We start from the raw sequence: 21307 nt of genomic DNA on the forward strand, positions 1-21307 counted from the left end.
GCGCGGCAAAGGGCTCCCGGAGCTTCGGCTCCGTGCCATCTCCGTTCGTCTGCGGTACGCCTGGTGGTCATTTTGGAGGCTTAGGTTGAACGCAACTTCGTTCTTTCCGCCACTTTTTCGCTGCCAAGGAGTCCCATGTCCACGAGACGCCCATTCATCGCTGCCGTCACCGCTGCTGTACTCGGCAGCATTGCCGTTGGATTCGGCGGCGGTCCGGCCGCCGCCGAGCCGAAAGCCGAGCCCACTAAGGACCACACGGTGGACCTGCGGGTGGCCACCTACAACCTGTCGCTCAACCGGGCCACCGCCGGCGAACTTGAGGCCGATCTGAGCACTCCGGACGACCAGCAGGCCCGCACCGTTGCCGAGGTCATCCAGCGTGCGAACCCGGACGTCGTCCTGCTGAACGAGTTCGACTACGTGCCCAACATGGGTGCCGCTGATCTGTTCCGTGACAATTACCTGGCGATCGGCCAGGGCGGGGCTGATCCGGTCAACTACCCCTACGCCTACGTAGCGCCGTCGAACACGGGGATCGCCAGCGGGTTCGATCTCAACAACAACGGCCAGGTCGCAGGCGGAGACGACGCCTTTGGGTTCGGTGCCTTCGAGGGTCAGTACGGCATGGCCATCCTGTCGAAGTACCCCATCGACACGGAGAACGTGAGGACGTTCCAGGACTTCCTGTGGAAAGACATGCCAGGGGCGCTGTTGCCGGACAACCCGGCGACGCCCGAACCGGCAGACTGGTTTTCCCCGGAGGAGCTCGACGTCGTGCGCCTGTCAAGCAAGTCGCACTGGGATGTTCCGGTGAAGGTGGGCCGCGAAACGGTGCACGTGCTCGCCTCGCACCCCACACCGCCAACCTTTGACGGTCCTGAGGACCGGAATGGCCGCCGCAACCACGATGAGATCCGGTTCTGGGCTGACTACGTCACCCCAGGCAAGTCGGCGTACATCGTGGACGATGAAGGTAAGGAACGCGGGCTCCTGCCCAGCGAACCGTTCGTCGTCGTGGGCGACCAGAACGCCGACCCGCTCGACGGCGACTCAGTCGACGCCGCGATCAACCAGCTCCTGGATTCCAAGCACATCGTGGACCCGCTGCCGGCCTCCGAGGGTGCCGTGGAGGCGGCGGCCCTGCAGGGCGGAGCCAACGCCACCCATGAAGGCGACCCCCGCTACGACACTGCAGACTTCGCCGATGCCGCGCCGGGAAACCTGCGGGCCGACTACGTGCTGCCCTCACGAAAAATCCGCGTGCTCGATTCCGGCGTGTTCTGGCCCACCCAGGCTGACCCCCTCTCGCGGTTGACCGGCGTCTATCCGTTCCCCAGCAGCGACCACCGCCTGGTGTGGGTGGACATGCAGGTCCGGGGCTGAGGCAGGCCCTGAACGCGAATGAACGACGCCGTTGCTTCAGCCGCCCGTAACGGTGAACCAACGGCGTCGTCTGCAGGGTTCCGCTGCAGCAGGCAATGTCGTAGGAGCCTTGCGTAAACGTGAGCCTTCCCACCTTATTCTGAGTAACTCACGATAAGTCGGTAAAGTTAGGTACAGGCCGCCGTAGCCCTTGAGTACCGCACCGGTGAAGACACCCGGGCCAGCGGGGCAAGCGACACGACGCAACCGCCCTCCTGCTTGAGCGGCACAAGAACCTGTATGGCCCTCACCCCGAAACCCCACGGAGAACCCATGACTTTGCTGACCGAACGCCCCGCAACCTCCTCATCCACCACCGAAACCACCGTCAAGGCGGCTACTGGGACGCCTGTCGCTGACACCGCAGTGCGCGGCGGCAGCTATGTGACTCTCCCGGCCGACAGCGTCCCCGTCGGCGTTGAGGGCAGTTATGTCACCGTCGATGGCGCGCCAAACCTGCCCCCCGTCACCCGTGGCAGCTATGTCACAGTAGGCGGCACTCCCGTTGTTGCCGCCAGCGTCATCGAGGGCAGCTACGTAACGTTTCCAGCGGCGGCCTAGGGTCCAGCGCCCTGCGGGGAAGCAACACCGCGCGGGCATAAAGGAGGCCGACGGCGACACTGGGTGTCGTCGTCGGCCTCCTTTTTCGTGCCAGTCGGGCAGTTACCCCGCCACCGCCGCCTTCGCGGCCTGCTTGGCGTTCATCCACTCGCTCATCCACGGGGCCCGGACGCTGGACGTGATCCGGCAGTCGGCCACGAAGGTACCCTTCGCGCCGTCGTCGATCCAGTCCTGGAGCTCGGAAAGGTCCGCCAGCGAGCGGATGATCGCCGACTCGGCACCGAGCGCACGGGCGACGCCGCTGAAGTCCACCTCAGGGATCAGCATGGGCTTCTCGGTCAGGCCCTGGGAGCCGTACTGGTGGATTTCGGCTCCGTAGGCGGCATCGTTGTAGATCACGACGACAGCGCTGCTCGCCGCACCGATCAGCGATTCGAGGTCGGACAGGCCCATCAGGAAACCGCCGTCGCCGGAGGCCAGCACCAGGGTGCGCCCGTCCTCCACTGCGCGGGCTGCCCCGACGGCGCTGGCAAGGCCCAGCCCGATGGTCTGGAATGCCGTGCCCACCATGACCAGGTCCTGCGGCCGCGGGATGTTCCAGTACATGGGAGCCCAGCCGAGGAAGTGCCCTCCGTCCTGGACCACCGTGCGGCGCTCCGGCAGCACGGCGTCCAGCGCGATGGCCAGGGAACGCGGGTCCAGCCTGCCGTCCGCGGTCTCGTCGGAGCCGGGGTGGTGGGCCGGTCCTTCGGCCAGGCGCTTGCGGGCTTCCGCGCGCCAGGCAACTGCTGAAGCCTCGCCGTCCAGCATCCGGAGGATGCGTCCCGCAGCAGCCTTCACGTCCGCGCTGACGAACGTGTCCACCCGGGGGTGCGTCGGCTGCAGGGCGGTGTCGATCTGGATGACGGTGCTGTCCGGGCCGAGCAGGTGCCCGAACCGCAGGGTGAAGGGGCTCAGGCTTGCCCCGGCCACGAGGACCACATCGGCCTCGCCCATGAGCCCGGCCGCGGTGTCCGTGCCGAAGCCGCCCGCGACGCCGAGGTATCCGTCGCCCTGGAGGAGGTTGAGCGCCAGGGCGGTTCCGGCGGTCAGCGCGCCCAGGTGGTCGGCGAGTTCCCGGAGTTCCGGGCCGGCGCCGGCGAGATGCGCACCGCGGCCGGCGAGGATCAGCGGCCGCTTCGCCCCGGCGAGCAGGCGGGCTACCTGCCCAAGGCCGCCGTCGACGTCGTCACTCACCGCCGCTGCCAGCGGCGCCGGAAGCTCCTCGTCCGCAGCTTCGAGGGCCGCGAGGTCATAGGGGATGGCAATCACGACGGCGGTGCGCTTGGTGAGCGCATATTCCACCGCCTGCTGCGTGATGGAGCCCGCGGCGTCGCGGGTGACGGTGAAGGTGGCCGCGCCGAGTCCTGCGGCGATTGCCGCCTGGTCGACGTCCTGAGGGCGGGCCCCGCTGGTCGGGGCGTCCCCGGTCACCAGCACAACGGGGATCTGCGCCTGGACCGCCTCGGCGAGGGCGGTGAGTGCGTTGGTGTAGCCGGGGCCGTAGGTGGTGGTGCCCGCTGCGAGGCGTCCTGACGTCCGGTAGTAGGCGTCGGCCGCGGCGACGGCGGCGCCTTCATGGCGGACGGCGGAGAAGCGGAGGCCCAGCTTTTCCGCGGCATCGAGGAAGTAGACGTTTCCGTTGCCCATGACGCCGAAGACATCGCTGAGGTAGCTGCTGAGAACCTGTGCCACGCGGCCGGAGACGGTAAGAGAAGTCATGCAGGAATCATGTGGGCTGGTTCACAGATAGGCAAGAGGGGCTGATTTGATTGGGATTATTGGCAGGGAATGGGAGTGCCAAGTGAAAATTTGCCCACTTGTGGCGTGCATCACCCACGCTTAGTGCGAAGGGCGGGATTCCTGCTCGGAGAGCCGGCTCAGGAGTCCGTCGTAGCGGGGCGGCATGAGTTCCAGCACGGAAATGGCCGTGCTGGTCCGTTGGATCCCCTCGATTTCCAGGATCTCGTTGGTGATGCGGTAGAGATCGGCCGTGCTGCGGGCCACCACCTTGGCCATGAGGTCCGCGTCCCCGGTGGTGGCGTGCACCTCGATGACCTCCGGGATCGCGGCGAGCCCGTCTTCCACCGCACCTGTCCGGGTCTGGCTGATGGACAGCGAGAGGAAGGCCATCAGGTCATAGCCCAGTGCGGCGGGATCCAGCCTCCGGCTGAAGGAGCGAAGGGCGCCGCTGCGCTCGAGCCGTGCCAGCCGGGCGTGGACCGTGTTCCGTGCCACGCCGAGCGTCCGCGAGAGTGCCAGGGCGCTGGCTTCCGGATCCTTGTCGAGGGCCAGGATGATCCTGCCGTCGAGGGAATCCAGGGCGCGGGGGTTGGGGATGGTCATATTTTCACCACAGACTGTTGAAGTTGAGCAGAAGTCCCAATGGGTTGAGGGTATCTTGCATTGTGGGCGGGGTCACAACCATGATCGGTCCTCATGACCCCTGATCAACTCCTGACAAGGCCGGGCGCCGCGCTCCCCACCCTTCGTGGCGCGGTGGCCGGACTTCCGCCCTACGTCCCGGGACGGCGCAGCGCCGGCATGGACATTGCAGCCCTCGCCAGCAACGAAAGCCACTACGAGCCACTGCCTGCGGCCGCCGCTGCGGTCTCCGCAGCGGCCGGTACGATGAACCGCTACCCCGACAGTGCCGCCGTCGAACTCCGCGAACGGCTCGCCGGGCACCTGGGCGTCACCGCCGAAGAGGTGGCGGTTGGACCCGGCAGCGTCGGCGTCCTCCAGCAGATCATCACCGGACTGTGCGACGCCGGGGATGAAGTGATCTTCGCGTGGCGCTCCTTCGAGGCCTACCCCATCCTGGTTGAGCTGGCAGGCGCCCGGCCGGTCCGCATCCCGCTGGACGACGCTGAGGGCCACGACCTCGAGGGCATGGCCGCGGCCGTCACTGACCGCACGAAGGTCATCCTGCTCTGCACTCCCAACAACCCGACCGGTGTGCCGATCAGCCACGACCGCATCGAGACCTTCCTGCGGGCCGTCCGCTCGGACATCCTCGTGGTGATCGACGAGGCCTACGTGGAATACGCCGAAGCGGGCAGCGGCCCCGATTCTATGGCGCTCTACCGCCGGTACCCGAACGTCTGCATCCTGCGCACCTTCTCGAAGGCTTACGGGCTCGCCGGCCTGCGCGTGGGCTACGCCGTGGCGGCACCGGACATCGCCGAGGGTCTGCGCCGGACCGCCGTTCCCTTCTCCGTGAGCGCGCTGGCCCAGAAGGCGGCCATCACGTCGCTGGACGCGGGGGAGGAGATGGAAGCCCGGGTGGCCGCCGTCAGGCAGGAGCGCGCCCGGATGGCCGAGCAGCTCGAAGCACAGGGCTGGAAACTGCAGCCGAGCCAGGGCAACTTCCTGTGGATCCGCGCGGACGAGAGCCTCCGCGCGAGGCTGGTGGACGCGTTTGACGCCGCCGGCGTTATGGTCCGGGCGTACCAGGGCGACGGCGTGCGGATCACCGTTGCCGATCCCGCCTCCAACGACCGTGTTCTCCGGCTTTTGGAAGCGCACGCAGCCTCGACAATCGCCTGACCTTTTACCAACCCGTTCCGCCTACAACCAGAGGAATTCCCATGGAACAACAGACAAAGACGTCTGCCCGCGCCCTCGGCGCGGCCCTTAAACCCCGCCAGCTCACCATGATGGGCCTGGGAAGCGCCATCGGCGCCGGCCTCTTCATCGGCTCCGGCGCGGGCATCCAGGCTGCCGGCCCGGCCGTGCTGATCTCCTACCTCGTGGCCGGCACCCTCATCATCCTGGTGATGTGGGCCCTTGGCGAGATGGCCGCCGCCAACCCGGACAGCGGTGCGTTCTCCGTCTATACCGCCAAGGCCTACGGGCCGGTGGCCGGTGCCACGGTGGGCTGGCTGTGGTGGATTCAGCTGGTGGTGGTCATCGCAGCGGAAGCGCTCGGTGCGGCTGGCCTGCTGGCCACCATCTTCCCCGCCCTGCCGGTGTGGCTGATGGCCTTCGTGTTCATCGTGGTGCTCACCGCCGTGAACCTCACCAGCGTGAAGAACTTCGGCGAGTTCGAGTTCTGGTTCGCGCTGCTGAAGGTGGCGGCAATCGTGGCGTTCCTGGCTGTGGGCGCTGCCCTGCTCTTCGGCTGGCTGCCGGGCGTGCAGTCGCCGGGTCTGTCCAACTTCATGGGCGACGGCTTTGCCCCGAGCGGTTTCGCCGGTATTGCCACAGCCTTGTTCGTGGTGGCCTTCGCATTCGGCGGCACCGAGATCGTCTCCGTGGCGGCAGCTGAAACCGCGGAGCCGGCCCGGAGCGTGAAGAAAGCAGTCCGTACGGTGCTCTGGCGCATCCTGGTGTTCTACATCGGTGCCATCTTCATCATCGCGGCTGTGGTTCCCGTCGGCTCTGAGGGGCTGAAGAGCCCGTTCGCCGCGGTGCTGGACGCCGCCGGTATGCCCGGTGCGGCCACCGCCATCACCCTGGTGGCCGTCGCAGCACTATTGTCCGCACTCAACGCCAACCTCTACGGTGCCTCCCGGATGGCGTACTCCCTGGCTGAGCGCGGTGAAGCACCTCGCTTGCTTGCCTCGGTGTCCAAGGCTCGGGTCCCGGTTGTCGCAGTGCTGGCCAGCGTCGCCTTCGGCGTTGTCACGGTTGTGCTGGAGCTGGCTTTCCCCGAGATGGTCCTTGGCGTGCTGCTGAACATCGTGGGCTCGACCTGCCTGCTGGTGTGGACGTCCGCGCTCCTGGCCCAGCTCGCGCTGCGCCTCCGTGCCGACCGCGAGGGGACGGAGCTTCCACTGCGGATGCCGGGCTTCCCGTGGCTCACTGTATTTGGTCTGGTCATCCTCGCCGCGATCTTCACGGTGGGCTTCATTGGCGAGGATTCCCGTCCCCAGCTCCTGAGCACTTTTGGACTCGTGGCGCTCCTGGCGGTGGCGAACTGGCTGCACCACCGGAACGGGAAGGTTTCGGGCATCGTTGAAGCTGAGGACCGCGACAAGGAGCCTGTGCTGATCGACTGAATCAGGCGGTGTGAACCACTTCGTGGGTTCTTTGGCGTGAAGGGCGCGTCCGGTCTGGCCGGGCGCGCCTTCCTCGCTACAGGGCAGGCTGGTCGCCTTCTCGGTTTCCACGAGCCAGGTCTGGCAAGCTAGGCGGATCGGTTAGGAGGCAACTGCTACCCCTGCGCCTATTTTCGGCGCTTGACGCGCGCCCCGGGACGGCTAAACCGAGAGTTGTCTGCGGGCCGATGCGTGCCCGAATCTAAACTGTCACGTTCTCCGCACCGGCAGATGGCATTCCTTCGGACATGGGTTTGGGCCAGATCAATTCCCTAAGGGCATCTATGTTCTCCTGGGCATGCGTTTTGAGCACCGCTGCATCTGTGTTCGTAACGAAGTACGCGACTCGCGCTTTCGCTTTCGTTTCCAGCTGGATTCCTTCGTCAGCGATTCCTAACGATGCGGCTGCAGCCGCCAGGTTTGTCGACCACTTGACCGAACGATTGGCAAAATGCTGCGGGGTGAACGTACGTCCGAACTCTAGTGACAATTCGTCGACATATGCGGCCGGTTCAAATAGATCCTCTAACTCCGATTGGCGCATAGTTGTATCCCGGATGACAAAAATATTCTTCGGATCGAGAAGCTTTTCTTCCCTGAGGCGGTTGGCCTCCTGCTGCCCGGCCTGATCGCCATCCAGAACGGCAATTATTTTAGAGACCGTGGATTTTTCGCGAACAATGTGAGTTCGCAATTTTGCCGCTCCCTTCGTTGACTTGAAGACCACTCGCCCGCTGCGAATGTCGGCGCGGATGCTTGAAGAATGCCGGCTGAGGAGACTGGGAAGGACGTTCTCGTCTGAGAGTCCTTCCACGAGAACGACGGTTTCGGCAGAGTCCAGGTTATCGTGTAGCTGAACTCCGAGCGCCTGTCGTATTTGCGCGGTGGTTTTTGCCGGCTTCGCTTCATTCCTTTCCACGAGCACGTTGGATCCGATTCGGTCACGGTTCACGAAGATCGGGTTGTGAGTGGCCAGAATTACTTGTTGCGTAGCGGACAGCTCTTGAAAAAGAATTTGCAGCTCATGTACCGCCGAAGCATGAAGGTGGGCCTCCGGTTCGTCAACCAGGAGGATAAAGCTATGGCTCTTCGCTTGTTCTTTTGCGAGCTCCTGGATCAAAGCGAGTGTCACGAGACTCTTGACGCCATCACCTTTATTTGCGATAGACGTCACCGATCCGTCATCGATCAGTACGTCATCTACCGTGTCGGATTGTTCAAAGTCACTGGTAACCACTTCCACATTGGCAACTGAAGGGAGATAGCGCTGCACAGACGCCGTCAACTCCGTGCTGACCCCAGTGACGGCTCGCTGGCGCAACTCGTTCAGTCGACGTGCTAATTTCAGATACTCATCTGATTTCGCTATTTCGCGGATTCTTAGTCGAGTCAAGTCACTTAGTAAACCTCGAGCCTGTTCAACCGTTCGGACGGCGGGGATGAGAACGAAAGTGAGTCGTTCGGCAATAAATCCGGCGATCTCACGGGCCTTTACCTTGTGGTTTGCAGCCCCTCGCCCTGGCTTTACGACACCAAAGGAAGCTGACCCGCGTGACAGACTCATTTCGATTGGTAGCTCACCATTGTTGGCAATACCCGTTGCAAGATTAAAATCGCGAATTTCAGTCTCCGTGAGTCGAAACTTCAATCGCAACACGGTGGGGTGAGTACCACGACGATCCTGCTTGCCGAGCGGATAGTCATCAACCCAGCTATACCCCATGCTTTCTTGACGCCGAGACGTAGGGCTTGCTCTGGAGGGCCGAAGAACCCATGCAGCTGCAGCGCCCGACAATTCGCCCTGATTTGACAGCCCCCGTGGAAGAGTGCTCCACCGTTCTATAAGGTACATGCCGAGGCCTAACGCACGGAGGAGATTCGTTTTTCCTTCATTGTTCGGTCCAACCAGAGTTGTTAGATCTTCGACGTCAAACTTGGTCTGCGATCCGATTGAACGGTAATTTTTAACCGTGACTTCAACGAGCCTCACTGCTTGCTCCCCCTTTTTTGGTAACAAAATCTAAAACGATGGACGTAACTGTTTCTAGTAACCCTAGGATATGAGGCCCCTCCTACTGAACGACCGTAGCGACCAGAATGCCTTTGGCCTTCTCAAAATCGAGCCAAAGCGAGAGATGTCCGGGATTCTCGCAACTATGTCCCCCAACTCCTCCGGCCTGAAGCGCTGTGCCACCATTGGGTAGGAGACGCGGCGGACTAGCATGTGAGGAACTGATCGGTTCTGCAGGCGTTCCGTCGCCCCAGTTAGCCGATAGGCAGCAGGCTTTCACTCAGGCGTGGAGTGGTCTCCGCTCTGTGCCAGGCCCATAAACATCGTCCGATGCAGGATGTCCACATGCTTTCGGGAAACCTCCACCGCTTCCTGCACATCGCCGGATCGCAGGGCGGCCACCAGCGCGACGTGGTCGCAGTTCGATTTGTGCAGCAGCTCAATGGGGTAGGGGATGAAGTATTCATAGAGCTCGGCCAGCGCCTCGTGGTAAACCTCGACCGCCGTCCCCAGCCCTGATGCCGTGCCCACCAGCTGGTGGAACTGCTCGTCTGCCTGGTGGTAATCGGACCAGTCCGAGGACTCGGCCATCTCCCGGGTCAGCCGGTCGAGCTCATCCAGCTGCTCGGCCGTGGCGTTGAGCGTCGCGTAGTGCGTCACCGCGCATTCGAACAACAGTCTCCGGTCCACCAGCCGGTTCACAGCCTGCGACTCGGCCGGTGACGCTGAGAGCTCGGCCAGCACGCTCTGCGGCGGCTCCTCCGCCACGAACGTTCCGCCGGCCCGCCCCCGGCGGCGGACCACCACGCCCTGCTCCGCCAGGCTCGCCAGCGCGCGGCGGGCCGTGATCGGGCTGACCGACAGGCCCAGAGCCACATCCTCCTGGTCGGGCAGACGCTCGCCGGGTTTCAGCAAACCCAGCGAAATCGCCATGCCGATCCGTAGCCGGACGGCATCGATGGCGCTGCGCCGGTCGATGCCGGCCAGTCTGCCGGCGCCGATGGGTGAGGAGTCGGCGGTGTCCTCCAACTGTCGGGTCATATCCGCTACTTTACGACCCAAACCTGCCCCTTCCCATAATTAGATCATTCTGATCTAATATAACTCAGATCACACCCCCCAACGTGGAGACAATCATGCAACGCACTCTTCCCCTCATCGCAGCCCAGGCCCGGCCCCGGCTCATCGGTGAACCCGTCTCGGCGTTTGCCGACGAGGTCAAAGCCGCCCTCGCCGTCCAGCCGCACAGCAAGCTCATCGTCTTCCCCGAGCTGCACCTGTTCGCGGACACGGAGCCGGACCAGCAGCGCACCGAAATGCTCCAGGCCTCCGCCGAACCGTTGGACGGCCCAAGGGTCAAAGAGCTTAAACAACTCGCTAAAGACCTCAACATCTGGCTGGTCCCGGGCAGCGTGTGCGAACGCGGACCGGAAGGGCAGCTGTTCAACACCCAGCTGGTCCTGTCCCCGGAGGGCGAGCTGGCCGGCTACTACCGGAAGGTCTTCCCCTGGCGCCCGTTCGAGCCCTACGACCCCGGCGACCGGTTCACCACCGTGGACCTGGCCGGCATCGGCAGGGTGGGCCTGAACATCTGCTACGACGCATGGTTCCCGGAGGTGTCTCGCCAGCTCGCCTGGATGGGCGCCGAGGTCATCCTCAACGTCGTGAAAACCACGACGCCGGACCGCCGCCAGGAGCTGGTGCTCGCCAAGGCCAATGCCATCGTGAACCAAGTCTTCGTGGTCAGCGTCAACTGCGCCGGCCCCAGCGGCAAGGGCCAAAGCATCATCGTGGACCCGGAGGGCAACACCCTCGCCGAGGCCCCCGACGACGCCCCGGTGCTGCTCACGGCGGAACTGGACCTTGCCGCCGTCGAGCGCGTCAGAACGCACGGAACCGAAAACCTCAACCGCCCCTGGTCCCAGTTCCGTGACGGCGAAGATGCCGTCGAACTGCCCGTATACCAGGGCCGGATCAGCCCGGCCACCTGGGCTCCCCAGACCTTCAACGCCTAAGGAAACACCGTGACAACAACACTCACCCGCACGCTGAAACTGCCCTCCCTGGTTCTGTTCGGCCTCGCGTATTTGACCCCGCTGATCGTCCTGGGGATCTTCGGCATCATCGCCGAAACCACCGGCGGGGCATCGCCGTCTGCCTACCTGGTAGCACTCGTCGCCATGCTGTTCACGGCCCACAGCTACGGCCGGATGGCCATTGCGTACCCGGTGGCCGGATCCGCCTACACTTACGTCCGCCGGTCCATCGATCCCCGGGTGGGGTTCCTGGTGGGCTGGGCCATCCTGCTGGACTACCTCTTCCTGCCCATGGTCATCTGGCTCATCGGCGGCTCGTACCTGACCGCACAGTTTCCCGGAATCCCCATCGGAGTCTGGATCGTGGGCTTCATCCTCATCACCACATTGCTGAACATCCTGGGCATCAAGGTGGCGGACAAGGCCAACTACGTGCTGATGGCGTTCCAGCTGCTGGTCATTGTGTTCTTCGTGGCGCTGTCTATCGGCAACGTGGTGTCCACGCAGGGCGCCGACGGCCTGGCCAGCACGCAGCCGTTCTTCAACGACACGTCCAGCTTCGCCACCATCTCCGCCGGTGCCGCCATCGCGGCGTACTCGTTCCTCGGGTTCGACGCCGTCACCACCCTCACCGAGGAGACCATCGAACCGCGCAAGAACATGCCCCGCGCCATCATGCTGATCGCCCTGATCGGCGGCGGCATCTTCGTGACCGTGTCCTACGTGACCCAGCTGGTCCACCCCGGCGGAGTGTTCGAGGACTCCGCCTCCGCGGCCAGCTCCATCGCGCTGCAGATCGGCGGGCAGCTGTTCGGCGCCGTGTTCCTCGCCGGCCTCGTGGTGGCGCAGTTCGCCTCCGGCCTCGCAGCGCAGGCCAGCGCCTCCCGCCTGCTGTACGCGATGGGCCGGGACTCGGTGCTGCCCAAGGCGGTCTTCGGCCGGCTCAATGCGAAGTTCCACACCCCGGTGGGGAACCTGATCATCACCGGCATCGTCGGCCTGATCGCGATCCTCCTGGACGTGGCCACCTCGACGTCGTTCATCAACTTCGGCGCCTTCACCGCCTTCACCCTGGTCAATGCCTCGGTGGTGTTCCACTACGTGCGCCAGCGCCGTGCCGGGCACCAGCTCAACCCCGTGTCCTACGTGGTGGTCCCGGTGGTCGGAGCCATCATCTGCGCCTACCTGCTCTCCCAGCTGGACAGCAACGCGATTACGCTGGGACTGTCCTGGCTGGTGCTGGGCGTGGTGGTCCTGGCCCTGATCACGCGCGGCTTCAAGGCGGCCCCGCCGGAAATGACGGCCACGGAAAAGGCGACGGTCGAGGCGACCGCCTGAGCCGGACGCCAGAGTTTGGGCCGCCGCCTGAGCTGGGCGCTGGTGACAGAAGGGAAGGAACAGCCGTGAGGATAGCGCTCGGGCAGCTGGAGTCGGGCACCGACATCCAGGCCAACCTCGCCGCGATCGACCGGTTCGCCGCCGAGGCCGCGCTCGACGGCGCCGCGCTGGTCGCCTTCCCGGAATACGCCACCTACGAGAAGAAGAAGGTGGACGCCACGTTCCCCGAAGTGGCCGAGCCGCTGGACGGTCCGGTCTGCCAGGAACTGGCCCGCACCGCCCGGCGCTACCGCATCGCGCTGGTGTCGGGCGTGGTGGAAACCTCGGACGAGCCCGGCAAGGGCTACAACACCCTGGTGGCCTTCGGGCCCGACGGAAACCGGCTCGCCTTCTACAGGAAGATCCACCTCTTCGATGCACAGGGCTTCGGGGAATCGACGTTCATCAAGCCGGGACCGTCCACCCGCCCGGTGGTGTTCGAGTCCGGGGGAGCGCGCTTCGGCCTGATGACCTGCTACGATCTGCGGTTCCCGGAGCTGGCCAGGTCACTGGCCGACGCCGGCGCGCAGGTGCTGCTGGTCTGCTCGTCCTGGGTGCCGGGCACCCACAAGACCGAGCAGTGGCTGGCGCTGAACGCGGCCCGGGCCATCGAGAACAGCGTGTATGTGGCGGGGGTGTGCCAGGCTCCGCCGGTCTCGGTGGGCCGCAGCATTTTGGTTGATCCCATGGGAGTTGTTGAAACTGATCTCGGCCTGGAGCCTGGGGTGCGGTCAGTGGACGTCTCGCTAGAGACGGTGGCGAGGGTGCGGGAGTTGTTCCCCATGTTCCGGCAGCGGCGGTTGCCGCAAGCTTGAGGGCGCGCTCAAACCAGGAACGGTTAGCCCTTCAGCTCATATTTCGATTTTTTCGGCACGCGCTCGTCCAGGAGGCAGTGCGTGCGTGGGTAATCGGTGGGGTGCCGTCCAGGGGCGTGAGGGTGCCGGAGACGCAGACGTGTCTACGATTTAAAGGACGGTGGAGGCTTAACACACGGGCTTCGGCGATCTTGACTGACTAATTGAATGCCCCACGGACGCGACGGCGTGGGAGAACCGCATCGTTCCCGCTCAATTGGGCGCTCTATGGCGAAGCGATGCCTAGAGCTTGCTCTGCTGTGCCTGCTCCCGTGCCGGAACGGCTCAGAATGCGCCCGTTAGCAGGGCGGGCAGGCGGCGGCCTGCGGATCAAGTCGCGCGGCGATCTGTCACTAGTCCTGATCACTTGCCCAATAGCGATGCCTCAGGGCTCGGTAGCGGCGGATTCCGTCTGGGGCGGGAGGTGCCGCCGCTGGTCACCTGCGACGCCGGCATCGCTGCGGTGGGCTTCTGGCTGTGCCTCGGCGGGTTTTTCCTCGCGCGTGTTTTTCAGGCCCCAGAACGACTTGAGTACGTCAAACATCCTCGGCAGCGCAACTATCAGGACAGTGGCCAGCGAAGCAGCAGCGAGGCTGCCCGTGAACGTCAAGATGAAGACGTTTTCGTGGGGGCGAAGGTAGGTAAATCCCAAGGCCATACCGTAAATGGCTGACACTAGGAATGCGCCCTGGCGGCGTAAACTCGGCGCTTTGTAGGCAGCCAAAGTGACCATTAGCACTATCGACGCAATCGCGCCCAGTTCGTAGTTGTTGGCCATGCCGCCGCTCAGGCCCAAGTCCTCAAGCGGCTCCGGTAGCGGAACCGCAAAATGCTCCGTGGGCCAAATAGGAATGAGTGAAATCGCAGCAATGATGGATCCCAGGACGAGGGCAGCGAGCGACAGCTCCACCAAGCGATCGTGCTTGAGTGAACTAATCCACGCAAATGAGGGCGAGCGTTCGAATCTGTCGGAATCACTCATGGACAGGAGCCCGAGACTCACTAGTGCCAATACGATGACGACAGGCGCTGCGGGTGCCCACAGCTCCGACAACCAATTGAAGGTCAGAGCGCTCAGCACGAGTCCGCCCAGCTTTATCGCAGTCGAACGCGACACAGTAGCCTGCGGAGGTGTTTGATGTGGTTCTTGCGCCTGCATGATCGTCGCCCCTGTCATTGCATCTTGTCGCCGGTAACTATATAGGTCCTCACTCGGCCAGCTAGGCGACTGACGATTGCGTCGCAACTATTTCCTTCTGATTCAGGCGAAGCGTCTGGCCGTGCCCACGTTGGACTGGGCTGTAGGATCTACATAGTTTTGCGCTGGTGGATCAGCGCTGTCGGCGATCTACGGCGCTCTGCTGTGTGAAGCCGTGATTACAAGGGGGAACCGGTTGAGTAAGAAGCGCACGGTCTATTTCATGGAGGTCTTCCAGGAGACTGCCGGCGGCGACGCTGTGGCTTTGGCCGACGGGTTCTGGGACCAGCTGGCTTCGCATCTGAAGGGTGCGCAGGAAGAGGAACGTAGCACGTTCTACCGGGGAAACCTTCTGCTGGGCGAAGCTCGTTCAGACGTCAAGACACTCCTCGACTACATCTATTTGGGGCGGTCGCGGCCGGAAATTGATTGGCCGGACGTTCAAGACGAGCTGGGCACGGTTGGAGCTCTGTCCGATGTGCCGAACATCCACGGTCTGCTTGAACCTGTCTACATAGCCGGCATCGACGGCAGCAACTTTGCTGCCTTCCTTCGGTCCTCCGGAGGCCCGACGTGGTCCGGCATTGAAACTTGGATCAACGAGGTAACGGCCGTTGGGGTTAAGGGGCCGTTCTACAAGCTGCGTCCGTTGGTAAAGAAGGACGGCCTGGAGCGTTTACGGGAGTCGTTCGGCGTGTCCCGGGTCCATATTAAGGTAGAGCCGCATGCTCTAGGGGCGGGATCCAGCGCAGGTGCCATTGGCCAGGCCATGGAGGCCGTCGAAGAGGTTTCGGGAGATTTGTCGATGGAACTGATACTAAGTTTCGGCCACGCAACCCCGGATACCATGGCCGCCGAAGAGCTGAAGGGGCAGCTGGAAAGCTTCATGGCCAATGCCACGTTCAAAAAGTCATCGGCCACCCTTATAGTCGATCAAAATGGAGAAACTAAGCGAGAACAGGTCGATTTCCTCAACGACAAGGTAACGAGCCGCGAGGTCATCGATGCCCCGGAAGGCGAAGAGCCCAGTTTGAACTCTGCACTGATCGCACTCGGTTCGGCCATTCAAAAATACAGGCAAGGTAAACTCTAAAGTTCCAAGTAGGTCAGGTGAAGCAGTTGGGCAAGTTGCTCGGTTTCGTACAGGACCACCCCCTTGTAGTTACTTCGGCCATGGCCGTACTTGTAGCCGCACATGCTCTGCTTACCGGTTTCGCCGCTATACCGAACGTTTGGGTAGCGCTGATGGATCCAGCCCGGGCGGACCCTATCGCGTCGCTTTGCCTAGGAATAGCGGGTTCGTCCAGCCTCGTTGGCGGTTTCGCCGGCGTAATCATTATTTTCGGCCTGGACTCTAGCTCGTCCCGCTTCCGCATGTTCAGAGCTCGAGGCGGTAAAGCGCTGCAGGCCAACTGGGTTTCGACCATGTCGTCCGCTTTCGCCGCCGTCGGTCTCTGTCTGATTGCTGCGCTGTTTTCAACGGCCAAGGAACTAATCGCAGTGCCATGGCTAATCGAACTGGCACTTGGACTTTTGGTTCATGCTACCGTGCGGATGATCTGGTTGATGCGCAGACTGATGCATCTGGTCAAGCTCGAAGACGCCCGAGCCATCGACGAAAGCAACGTGAAACCAATTCCGCCGTTCGGCCGGAAAAGGACGAACGGCTAGGCGCCCGTCCCTAAGTTCCGTGCATGAAGGGCCGTCGAGGGGAACGGGGGCCGTGCTCTGACCACTCGAAAATAAGCTGTCAACGCTTCACCTTGGACTCAGACGGGCGGCCGGCATCGCACCGGTGTTCTAACGGACCTTCACTCTTTTGGGCGGGCTCCTCGCCGCCAATAAAGGCCCAATGACACAGCGAACCACAGGGGCCAGCCGAGTTGACTGAAATATCTTTCGTCGACTCCAGCGGACCACATCAGAGCCGCTAGTCAGATTCGGCTGCGGGTCCAGTAACCTGGCGCAGTGACTAACAATATTGGGGGAGAGGCAGCAGAGCGGCTGTCTGAGGGCTTGTACGAACTTCTCAACACAGATGCGCTCGGCAATCTCGTGAACGAGAATCCGGATTTTCAGCCGATCTTCGTGGACATAGCAGTCGAAGACACCCCGGACATCCTCACCCGCCATGTCGCCGACGCCGTCCGCCAAGCTCTCGCCGCCGCCAAGCCAACGGGCAGAGTCGCCCTAGCAAACCGCATCCTCCAAGAACTGAACACGACGGACCGTATCGCACCCGGCCCCGCTCAACTCCAGTCCCTCCATCGCCCGGACGCGCTCAAGCGGCGGAAACTCCGTCGTCCCGCAACCAAGCTCAGCGACTCAGCCTTGCTCACCAACAGCAAGGACGATCCGAACCTCGCCGCCGAGCTCCGGGCCGAGATAGAGTCCGCAAACACCGTCGACCTGCTCTGCGCCTTCGTCCGCTGGACCGGCCTCCGCCTTCTCCAGCCGGCGCTCGAAGAGCTCAAGGAGCGCGGAGCCAGACTCCGAGTCATCACCACCACCTACATGGGCGCCACCGAACGCCGAGCCATTGACGAGCTCGTCAACAGATACGGCGCCGAAGTGAAGATCAACTACGAAACCCAGGCCACCCGACTGCACGCCAAGGCCTGGCTGTTCCGCCGTAACACGGGCTTTGACACCGCCTACGTCGGCAGCTCCAACCTCAGCCAGGCTGCCCTCCTGGAGGGCCTCGAATGGAATGTCAGGCTCAGTTCAGTCGGCACACCTACACTGCTGCAGAAGTTCGAGGTCACCTTCGACAGCTACTGGGAGCAGCGAGCCTTCCAGGGCTACGATCCGGAGCGCGACGGCGACAAGCTGGACGCAGCCCTGGAGCGCAACGGCGGCCGGCGTACGGCCGACTCGGACGCGTCCACCGGCCTCGAAGTCCAGCCGTTCCTCCACCAGGAGGAGATGCTTGAGGATCTGGAAGCCGAGCGTCTCAAGGGCTTCAACCACAACCTCGTGGTCGCGGCCACCGGCACCGGCAAGACCGTCATTGCTGCCCTGGACTACAAGCGCCTGTGCGAGGCTGCCGGCCGTGATCTGAAGCTGCTCTTCGTTGCCCACCGGCAGGAAATCCTGAAACAGGCGATGCGCACCTACCGTGACGTCATGCAGGACGGCACCTTCGGCGAACTCTACGTCGGGGAACACAAACCCGCACAGTGGAAGCACATCTTCGCCTCCGTCCAGTCGCTGTCTTCGCTCGGCGTCGAGCAGCTGGAGCCAGACTTCTTCGACGTCGTGGTCATCGATGAATTCCACCACGCCATGGCGCCCACCTACCGCCGGCTGCTGGATTATCTCCAGCCGCAGCAACTCCTCGGCCTGACCGCGACGCCGGAACGCGGCGACGGCATCGACGTCGCCAAGCAGTTCTTCGCCGGCCGCACTGCCAGCGAGCTGAGATTGTGGGACGCCCTGGACGCTGACCTGCTGGTGCCGTTCCACTACTTCGGCGTGTCAGACGACGTTGACCTGAGCCAGCTGGAATGGAAGCGCGGCAATTACGACAGCACACAGCTGAACAACCTCTACACCGGCAACGATGCCCGCGCCGCCAAGGTGATCCGCGAACTCCGCGACAAGGTCACCAGCACCGACCAGATGCGGGCCATCGGCTTCTGCGTTTCGGTCCAGCACGCCCACTACATGGCCGAGGTGTTCAACCGCGCCGGCATCGCTTCCGTTGCAGTCGACGGCAGCACCGGCGACGTCGACCGCGCGGCGGCGCTGGAACGCCTCCGACAGCGGAAGATCAACTGCATCTTCGCCGTGGACCTCTTCAACGAAGGCCTGGACCTGCCGCAGGTGGACACCATCCTGCTGCTCCGGCCGACGCAGAGCGCCACGATCTTCCTCCAGCAGCTGGGACGTGGCCTACGCCGTGCCGAGGGCAAGGCGGTGCTGACGGTTATGGATTTCATCGGCCAGCAGCGCCGAGAGTTCCGCTTCGATCTGCGATACCGGGCGCTGACCGGCTACGGGCGGAAGGAGCTGGAGAAAGCCGTCGAGGATGAGTTCCCCTATCTGCCCTCGGGGTCGCAGATCGTGTTGGACCGGGTGGCGCAGCAGGTGGTGCTGGACAACATCAAGGCACAGCTGCGGTTCAACAGGGCCCAGCTGGTCCGGGACATCGCCTCGTATGCGGAGATCGAGCTGGAGGCCTATCTGGAGCAGTCCGGGAACGACGTGAAGTCGATCTACCGTTCGACCAGGGATTCCTGGACCGGTTACCTTCGCCAGGCGGGGCTGATCGAAGGGTTCTCACCGTTGGAGGCGGCCCTCAGCGGGAGGATCCAGGAGCTCTCGGATGCCGATGAGAAGAAGCTCCTGGGCCGCATGGCTGCGCTTATCCACGTGGACGACCCGGAACGCGCCGAGGCGTACTCGATGCTGGTCGGCCCCGATGCGCCCCGCTACGCGGAGCTTGGAATGAGGGAACGGACGTTCGCCCGGATGCTGTTTTATACGCTGTGGGACGACGGCGGCGGTTTCCAGTCGTACGACGCCGGTCTGGACTACCTGCGCGGCTATCAGTTCGTCTGCAGCGAGATCCGCCAGATCGTGAAGCTGGGAGTGGCCGCGTCCAAGCACGCCGCGAAGGGGCTCGGAGCGGGGCTGCAGCACGTTCCGCTGCTCTCGCACGCCACCTACCGGCGCGAGGAGATCCTTGCGGCCCTGCAATATGGATCGCTGGAGCTGGGCAAGAACGTGCAGCACCGTGAGGGCGTGGCCTGGTGCCCGGCGACGTCCACGGACGCCTTCTTCGTCACGCTTAACAAGGACGATAAGAAGCACTCGGCGACCACAATGTACAAGGACTACGCCATCAGCCCGGAACTGTTCCACTGGGAGTCGCAGAACGCGACCTCGCCGGGGAGCCCGACGGGGAAGCGGTACCTGGACCGAGCTTCGCGGGGTTCGAAGATCTTGATCTTCACTAGGGATACGGCGGACGACGAGACGGGCCTGACCGTTCCCTATACGTGCCTCGGGCAGGTCGACTACGTGCAGCACAGCGGAGAGAAGCCCATTGCGATCACCTGGAAACTACACCGGCCGATGCCTGCTGATGTCTACGCGATAGCTGCTGCTGTGGCGCAGTAGGGTCTCCTGCAGCGAGCCAAGACCACTATCCGCCGCCCTGGTTATCACAACCGCAGTTCCAGGGGCATTAGTCTGCCGAATTCTCGGATTTGGCTCAACTTCATATGCCCGCAGTGTTCGCCGCACAGAGGCGTTATTTTCGGCCCTGGAGCCAAAGCAAGGATCTCTTCCCAGTGAGGCAGCTGAGTCGCACGGTCATCTCAGAGTGCCTTCAATCACGCCGCCCGATACCCTGCTCGATTTCTGCCATCTTCAAAAGGAACAGCGCGCCTGCGCATTCGCTATAGCAATATCTGATGTGGCCGTCGAACAGCGGAATCGGTTGGGCGCTTACCGTGGAGGACCTTGGACAGCGTGGTGAGCCGAACATACTAAGCCGGATTGGCTTCCAGTACTCCCGGGACTGCCCCCGGTTTTGTTGACTCCTTGACCTAACGAGCTGTTGCTCGTGGAAGGATGTTGACCATGCCCACGGCTTATGGGGCGGAGTTCCGCCAGGATGTTATTGATGTGGCCCGCAAGGGCGAGGCGCCGCTGGCGCAGATTGCGAAGGATTTCGGGCTGTCGGTCGCGACGTTGAAGCGATGGATTGCCATGGCCGAACGGAAAGAATCCGGGACCGGTCCGGCAGCGGCTGAGTCGGCCGAGGTGCGGGAGCTGAAGAAGCGCAACCGCTTGCTGGAGCAGGAGAATGAGATCCTGCGCCGCGCTGCTGCCTATCTGGCACGGGACATCAACCCAAAATGACCTACCCGCTGGTCACGGATCTTGCCGCCGACGGTGTTCCCGTGGCGGTGACCTGCAGGGTGTTGGGATTCAGCAAGCAAGGCTATTACCGGTGGAGAGCCAGCCCGGTCACGGAACGGGATTGGGTAGACGCGCACTTGCTTAACGCCGCCCTGGACATCCATGCCGACGATCCTGCATTCGGGTACCGGTTCATCGCCGACGAACTCCCCGAGAAGGGCATCATGGCCGGTGAGAACAGGGTTCAGCGCTTGTGCAGGGACCACGGGATTTGGTCGGTATTTTCCAAGAAGCGTGGACTGAACCGGCAACCCGGTCCACCGGTCCACGACGACCTGGTGGAGCGGGACTTCACCGCCGCTGCGCCGAATGAGCTGTGGCTGACGGACATCACCGAGCACCCCACTGCCGAGGGGAAGCTCTACCTCTGCGCGGTGAAGGATGTCTATTCCGGAAGGATCGTCGGGTATTCGATGGACTCGCGGATGAAGTCGTCGCTGGCCGTCGCCGCACTGGAGAACGCGGTGCGCTCACGCCGCCCGGCAGGGACCGTGGTGCATTCGGATCGTGGGTCCCAGTTCAGGTCGCGCCGGTTCGTCGAATCCCTCCGGCACCATGGGCTGACAGGCTCAATGGGCAGGGTCGGTGCGTGCGCGGACAACGCCGCGATGGAATCGTTCTTCTCGCTGCTGCAGAAGAACGTCCTGGACCGTCAGCGGTGGCTCACCAGACAGGAACTTCGATTGGCCATCACGACCTGGATCGAACGGACCTACCACCGCCGGCGATGGCAACGACGGCTGGGCAAACTCACGCCGATCGAATATGAAACAATCAACCGGACCGCGATCGCAGCGGCCTAAGACCCCGAGTCAACAAAAGCCGGGGCAGTCCCC

At 63.4% G+C, this 21307-nt stretch carries 16 protein-coding genes; 11 read left to right on the plus strand and 5 right to left on the minus strand.

The features are described 5' to 3' along the window. Positions 1-135 precede the first annotated feature (135 nt). A complete protein-coding gene (locus RW112_RS18555; protein WP_317783164.1) occupies positions 136-1383 on the plus strand; it encodes an endonuclease/exonuclease/phosphatase family protein in 1248 nt (415 codons plus the stop codon). Between the two features lie 312 nt (positions 1384-1695). Next, entirely contained in the window at positions 1696-1983 is a 288-nt protein-coding gene (locus RW112_RS18560; RefSeq protein ID WP_317783165.1) for a hypothetical protein, read from the plus strand. A 102-nt stretch (positions 1984-2085) separates the two neighbouring features. Here the strand turns inward: RW112_RS18560 and RW112_RS18565 are convergent, their stop codons facing one another. Both RW112_RS18565 and RW112_RS18570 read right to left on the minus strand, forming a co-directional pair. Further along, entirely contained in the window at positions 2086-3744 is a 1659-nt protein-coding gene (locus tag RW112_RS18565; RefSeq protein WP_317783166.1) for a thiamine pyrophosphate-binding protein, read from the minus strand. A gap of 120 nt (positions 3745-3864) precedes the next feature. Further along, on the minus strand, positions 3865-4368 hold the full coding sequence (locus RW112_RS18570) for an Lrp/AsnC family transcriptional regulator (protein ID WP_305940031.1): 504 nt from the start codon (positions 4366-4368) through the stop codon (positions 3865-3867). A gap of 93 nt (positions 4369-4461) precedes the next feature. Between RW112_RS18570 and hisC the strand changes: the two genes are divergently transcribed. After that, entirely contained in the window at positions 4462-5571 is a 1110-nt protein-coding gene (gene hisC / locus RW112_RS18575) for a histidinol-phosphate transaminase (protein WP_317783167.1), read from the plus strand. 41 nt (positions 5572-5612) lie between these two features. Beyond that, complete coding sequence (locus RW112_RS18580; RefSeq protein WP_317783168.1) at positions 5613-7025, plus strand: amino acid permease; 1413 nt, start codon at positions 5613-5615, stop codon at positions 7023-7025. A 241-nt stretch (positions 7026-7266) separates the two neighbouring features. Here RW112_RS18580 and RW112_RS18585 read toward each other — a convergent pair whose 3' ends face one another. Continuing rightward, complete coding sequence (locus RW112_RS18585; RefSeq protein WP_317783169.1) at positions 7267-9054, minus strand: ATP-dependent nuclease; 1788 nt, start codon at positions 9052-9054, stop codon at positions 7267-7269. A 297-nt stretch (positions 9055-9351) separates the two neighbouring features. Continuing rightward, positions 9352-10116: a FadR/GntR family transcriptional regulator gene (locus RW112_RS18590; protein ID WP_317783170.1), complete on the minus strand. Its 765-nt coding sequence runs from the start codon at positions 10114-10116 to the stop codon at positions 9352-9354. Positions 10117-10199: 83 nt separating this feature from the next. Between RW112_RS18590 and RW112_RS18595 the strand changes: the two genes are divergently transcribed. From RW112_RS18595 to RW112_RS18605, 3 genes are all read left to right on the plus strand, one after another. Continuing rightward, entirely contained in the window at positions 10200-11090 is an 891-nt protein-coding gene (locus tag RW112_RS18595) for a carbon-nitrogen hydrolase family protein (RefSeq protein ID WP_317783171.1), read from the plus strand. Between the two features lie 9 nt (positions 11091-11099). Further along, positions 11100-12449, plus strand: coding sequence for an APC family permease (locus tag RW112_RS18600; RefSeq protein ID WP_317783172.1), 1350 nt, complete (start codon positions 11100-11102; stop codon positions 12447-12449). 65 nt (positions 12450-12514) lie between these two features. Continuing rightward, positions 12515-13303 (plus strand): carbon-nitrogen hydrolase family protein, encoded by a 789-nt coding sequence (locus RW112_RS18605; protein ID WP_317783173.1) that lies wholly within the window; start codon positions 12515-12517, stop codon positions 13301-13303. A gap of 424 nt (positions 13304-13727) precedes the next feature. On the opposite strand, the gene RW112_RS18610 is transcribed toward RW112_RS18605, so the two are convergent. After that, positions 13728-14324, minus strand: coding sequence for a hypothetical protein (locus RW112_RS18610; protein WP_317783174.1), 597 nt, complete (start codon positions 14322-14324; stop codon positions 13728-13730). Positions 14325-14736: 412 nt separating this feature from the next. Here RW112_RS18610 and RW112_RS18615 point away from each other — a divergent pair, with 412 nt between their 5' ends. The 4 genes from RW112_RS18615 (at position 14737) to RW112_RS18630 (ending at position 21274) form a co-directional block, all read left to right on the plus strand. Further along, entirely contained in the window at positions 14737-15633 is an 897-nt protein-coding gene (locus tag RW112_RS18615; RefSeq protein ID WP_317783175.1) for a DUF6731 family protein, read from the plus strand. A gap of 17 nt (positions 15634-15650) precedes the next feature. Then, positions 15651-16211 carry a hypothetical protein gene (locus RW112_RS18620; RefSeq protein ID WP_317783176.1) on the plus strand — a complete coding sequence of 187 codons (561 nt, stop codon included), beginning with the start codon at positions 15651-15653 and terminating at the stop codon, positions 16209-16211. A gap of 297 nt (positions 16212-16508) precedes the next feature. After that, complete coding sequence (locus tag RW112_RS18625; RefSeq protein ID WP_317783177.1) at positions 16509-19664, plus strand: DUF3427 domain-containing protein; 3156 nt, start codon at positions 16509-16511, stop codon at positions 19662-19664. A gap of 465 nt (positions 19665-20129) precedes the next feature. Further along, a protein-coding gene (locus RW112_RS18630; RefSeq protein ID WP_317783178.1) for an IS3 family transposase occupies positions 20130-21274 on the plus strand; the annotation gives its coding sequence in 2 pieces (ribosomal slippage) (positions 20130-20406 and positions 20406-21274; 1146 coding nt in all). Positions 21275-21307 lie beyond the last annotated feature (33 nt).

The organism is Arthrobacter sp. B10-11 (assembly GCF_033142195.1).
GTDB lineage: Bacteria > Actinomycetota > Actinomycetes > Actinomycetales > Micrococcaceae > Arthrobacter > Arthrobacter oryzae_C.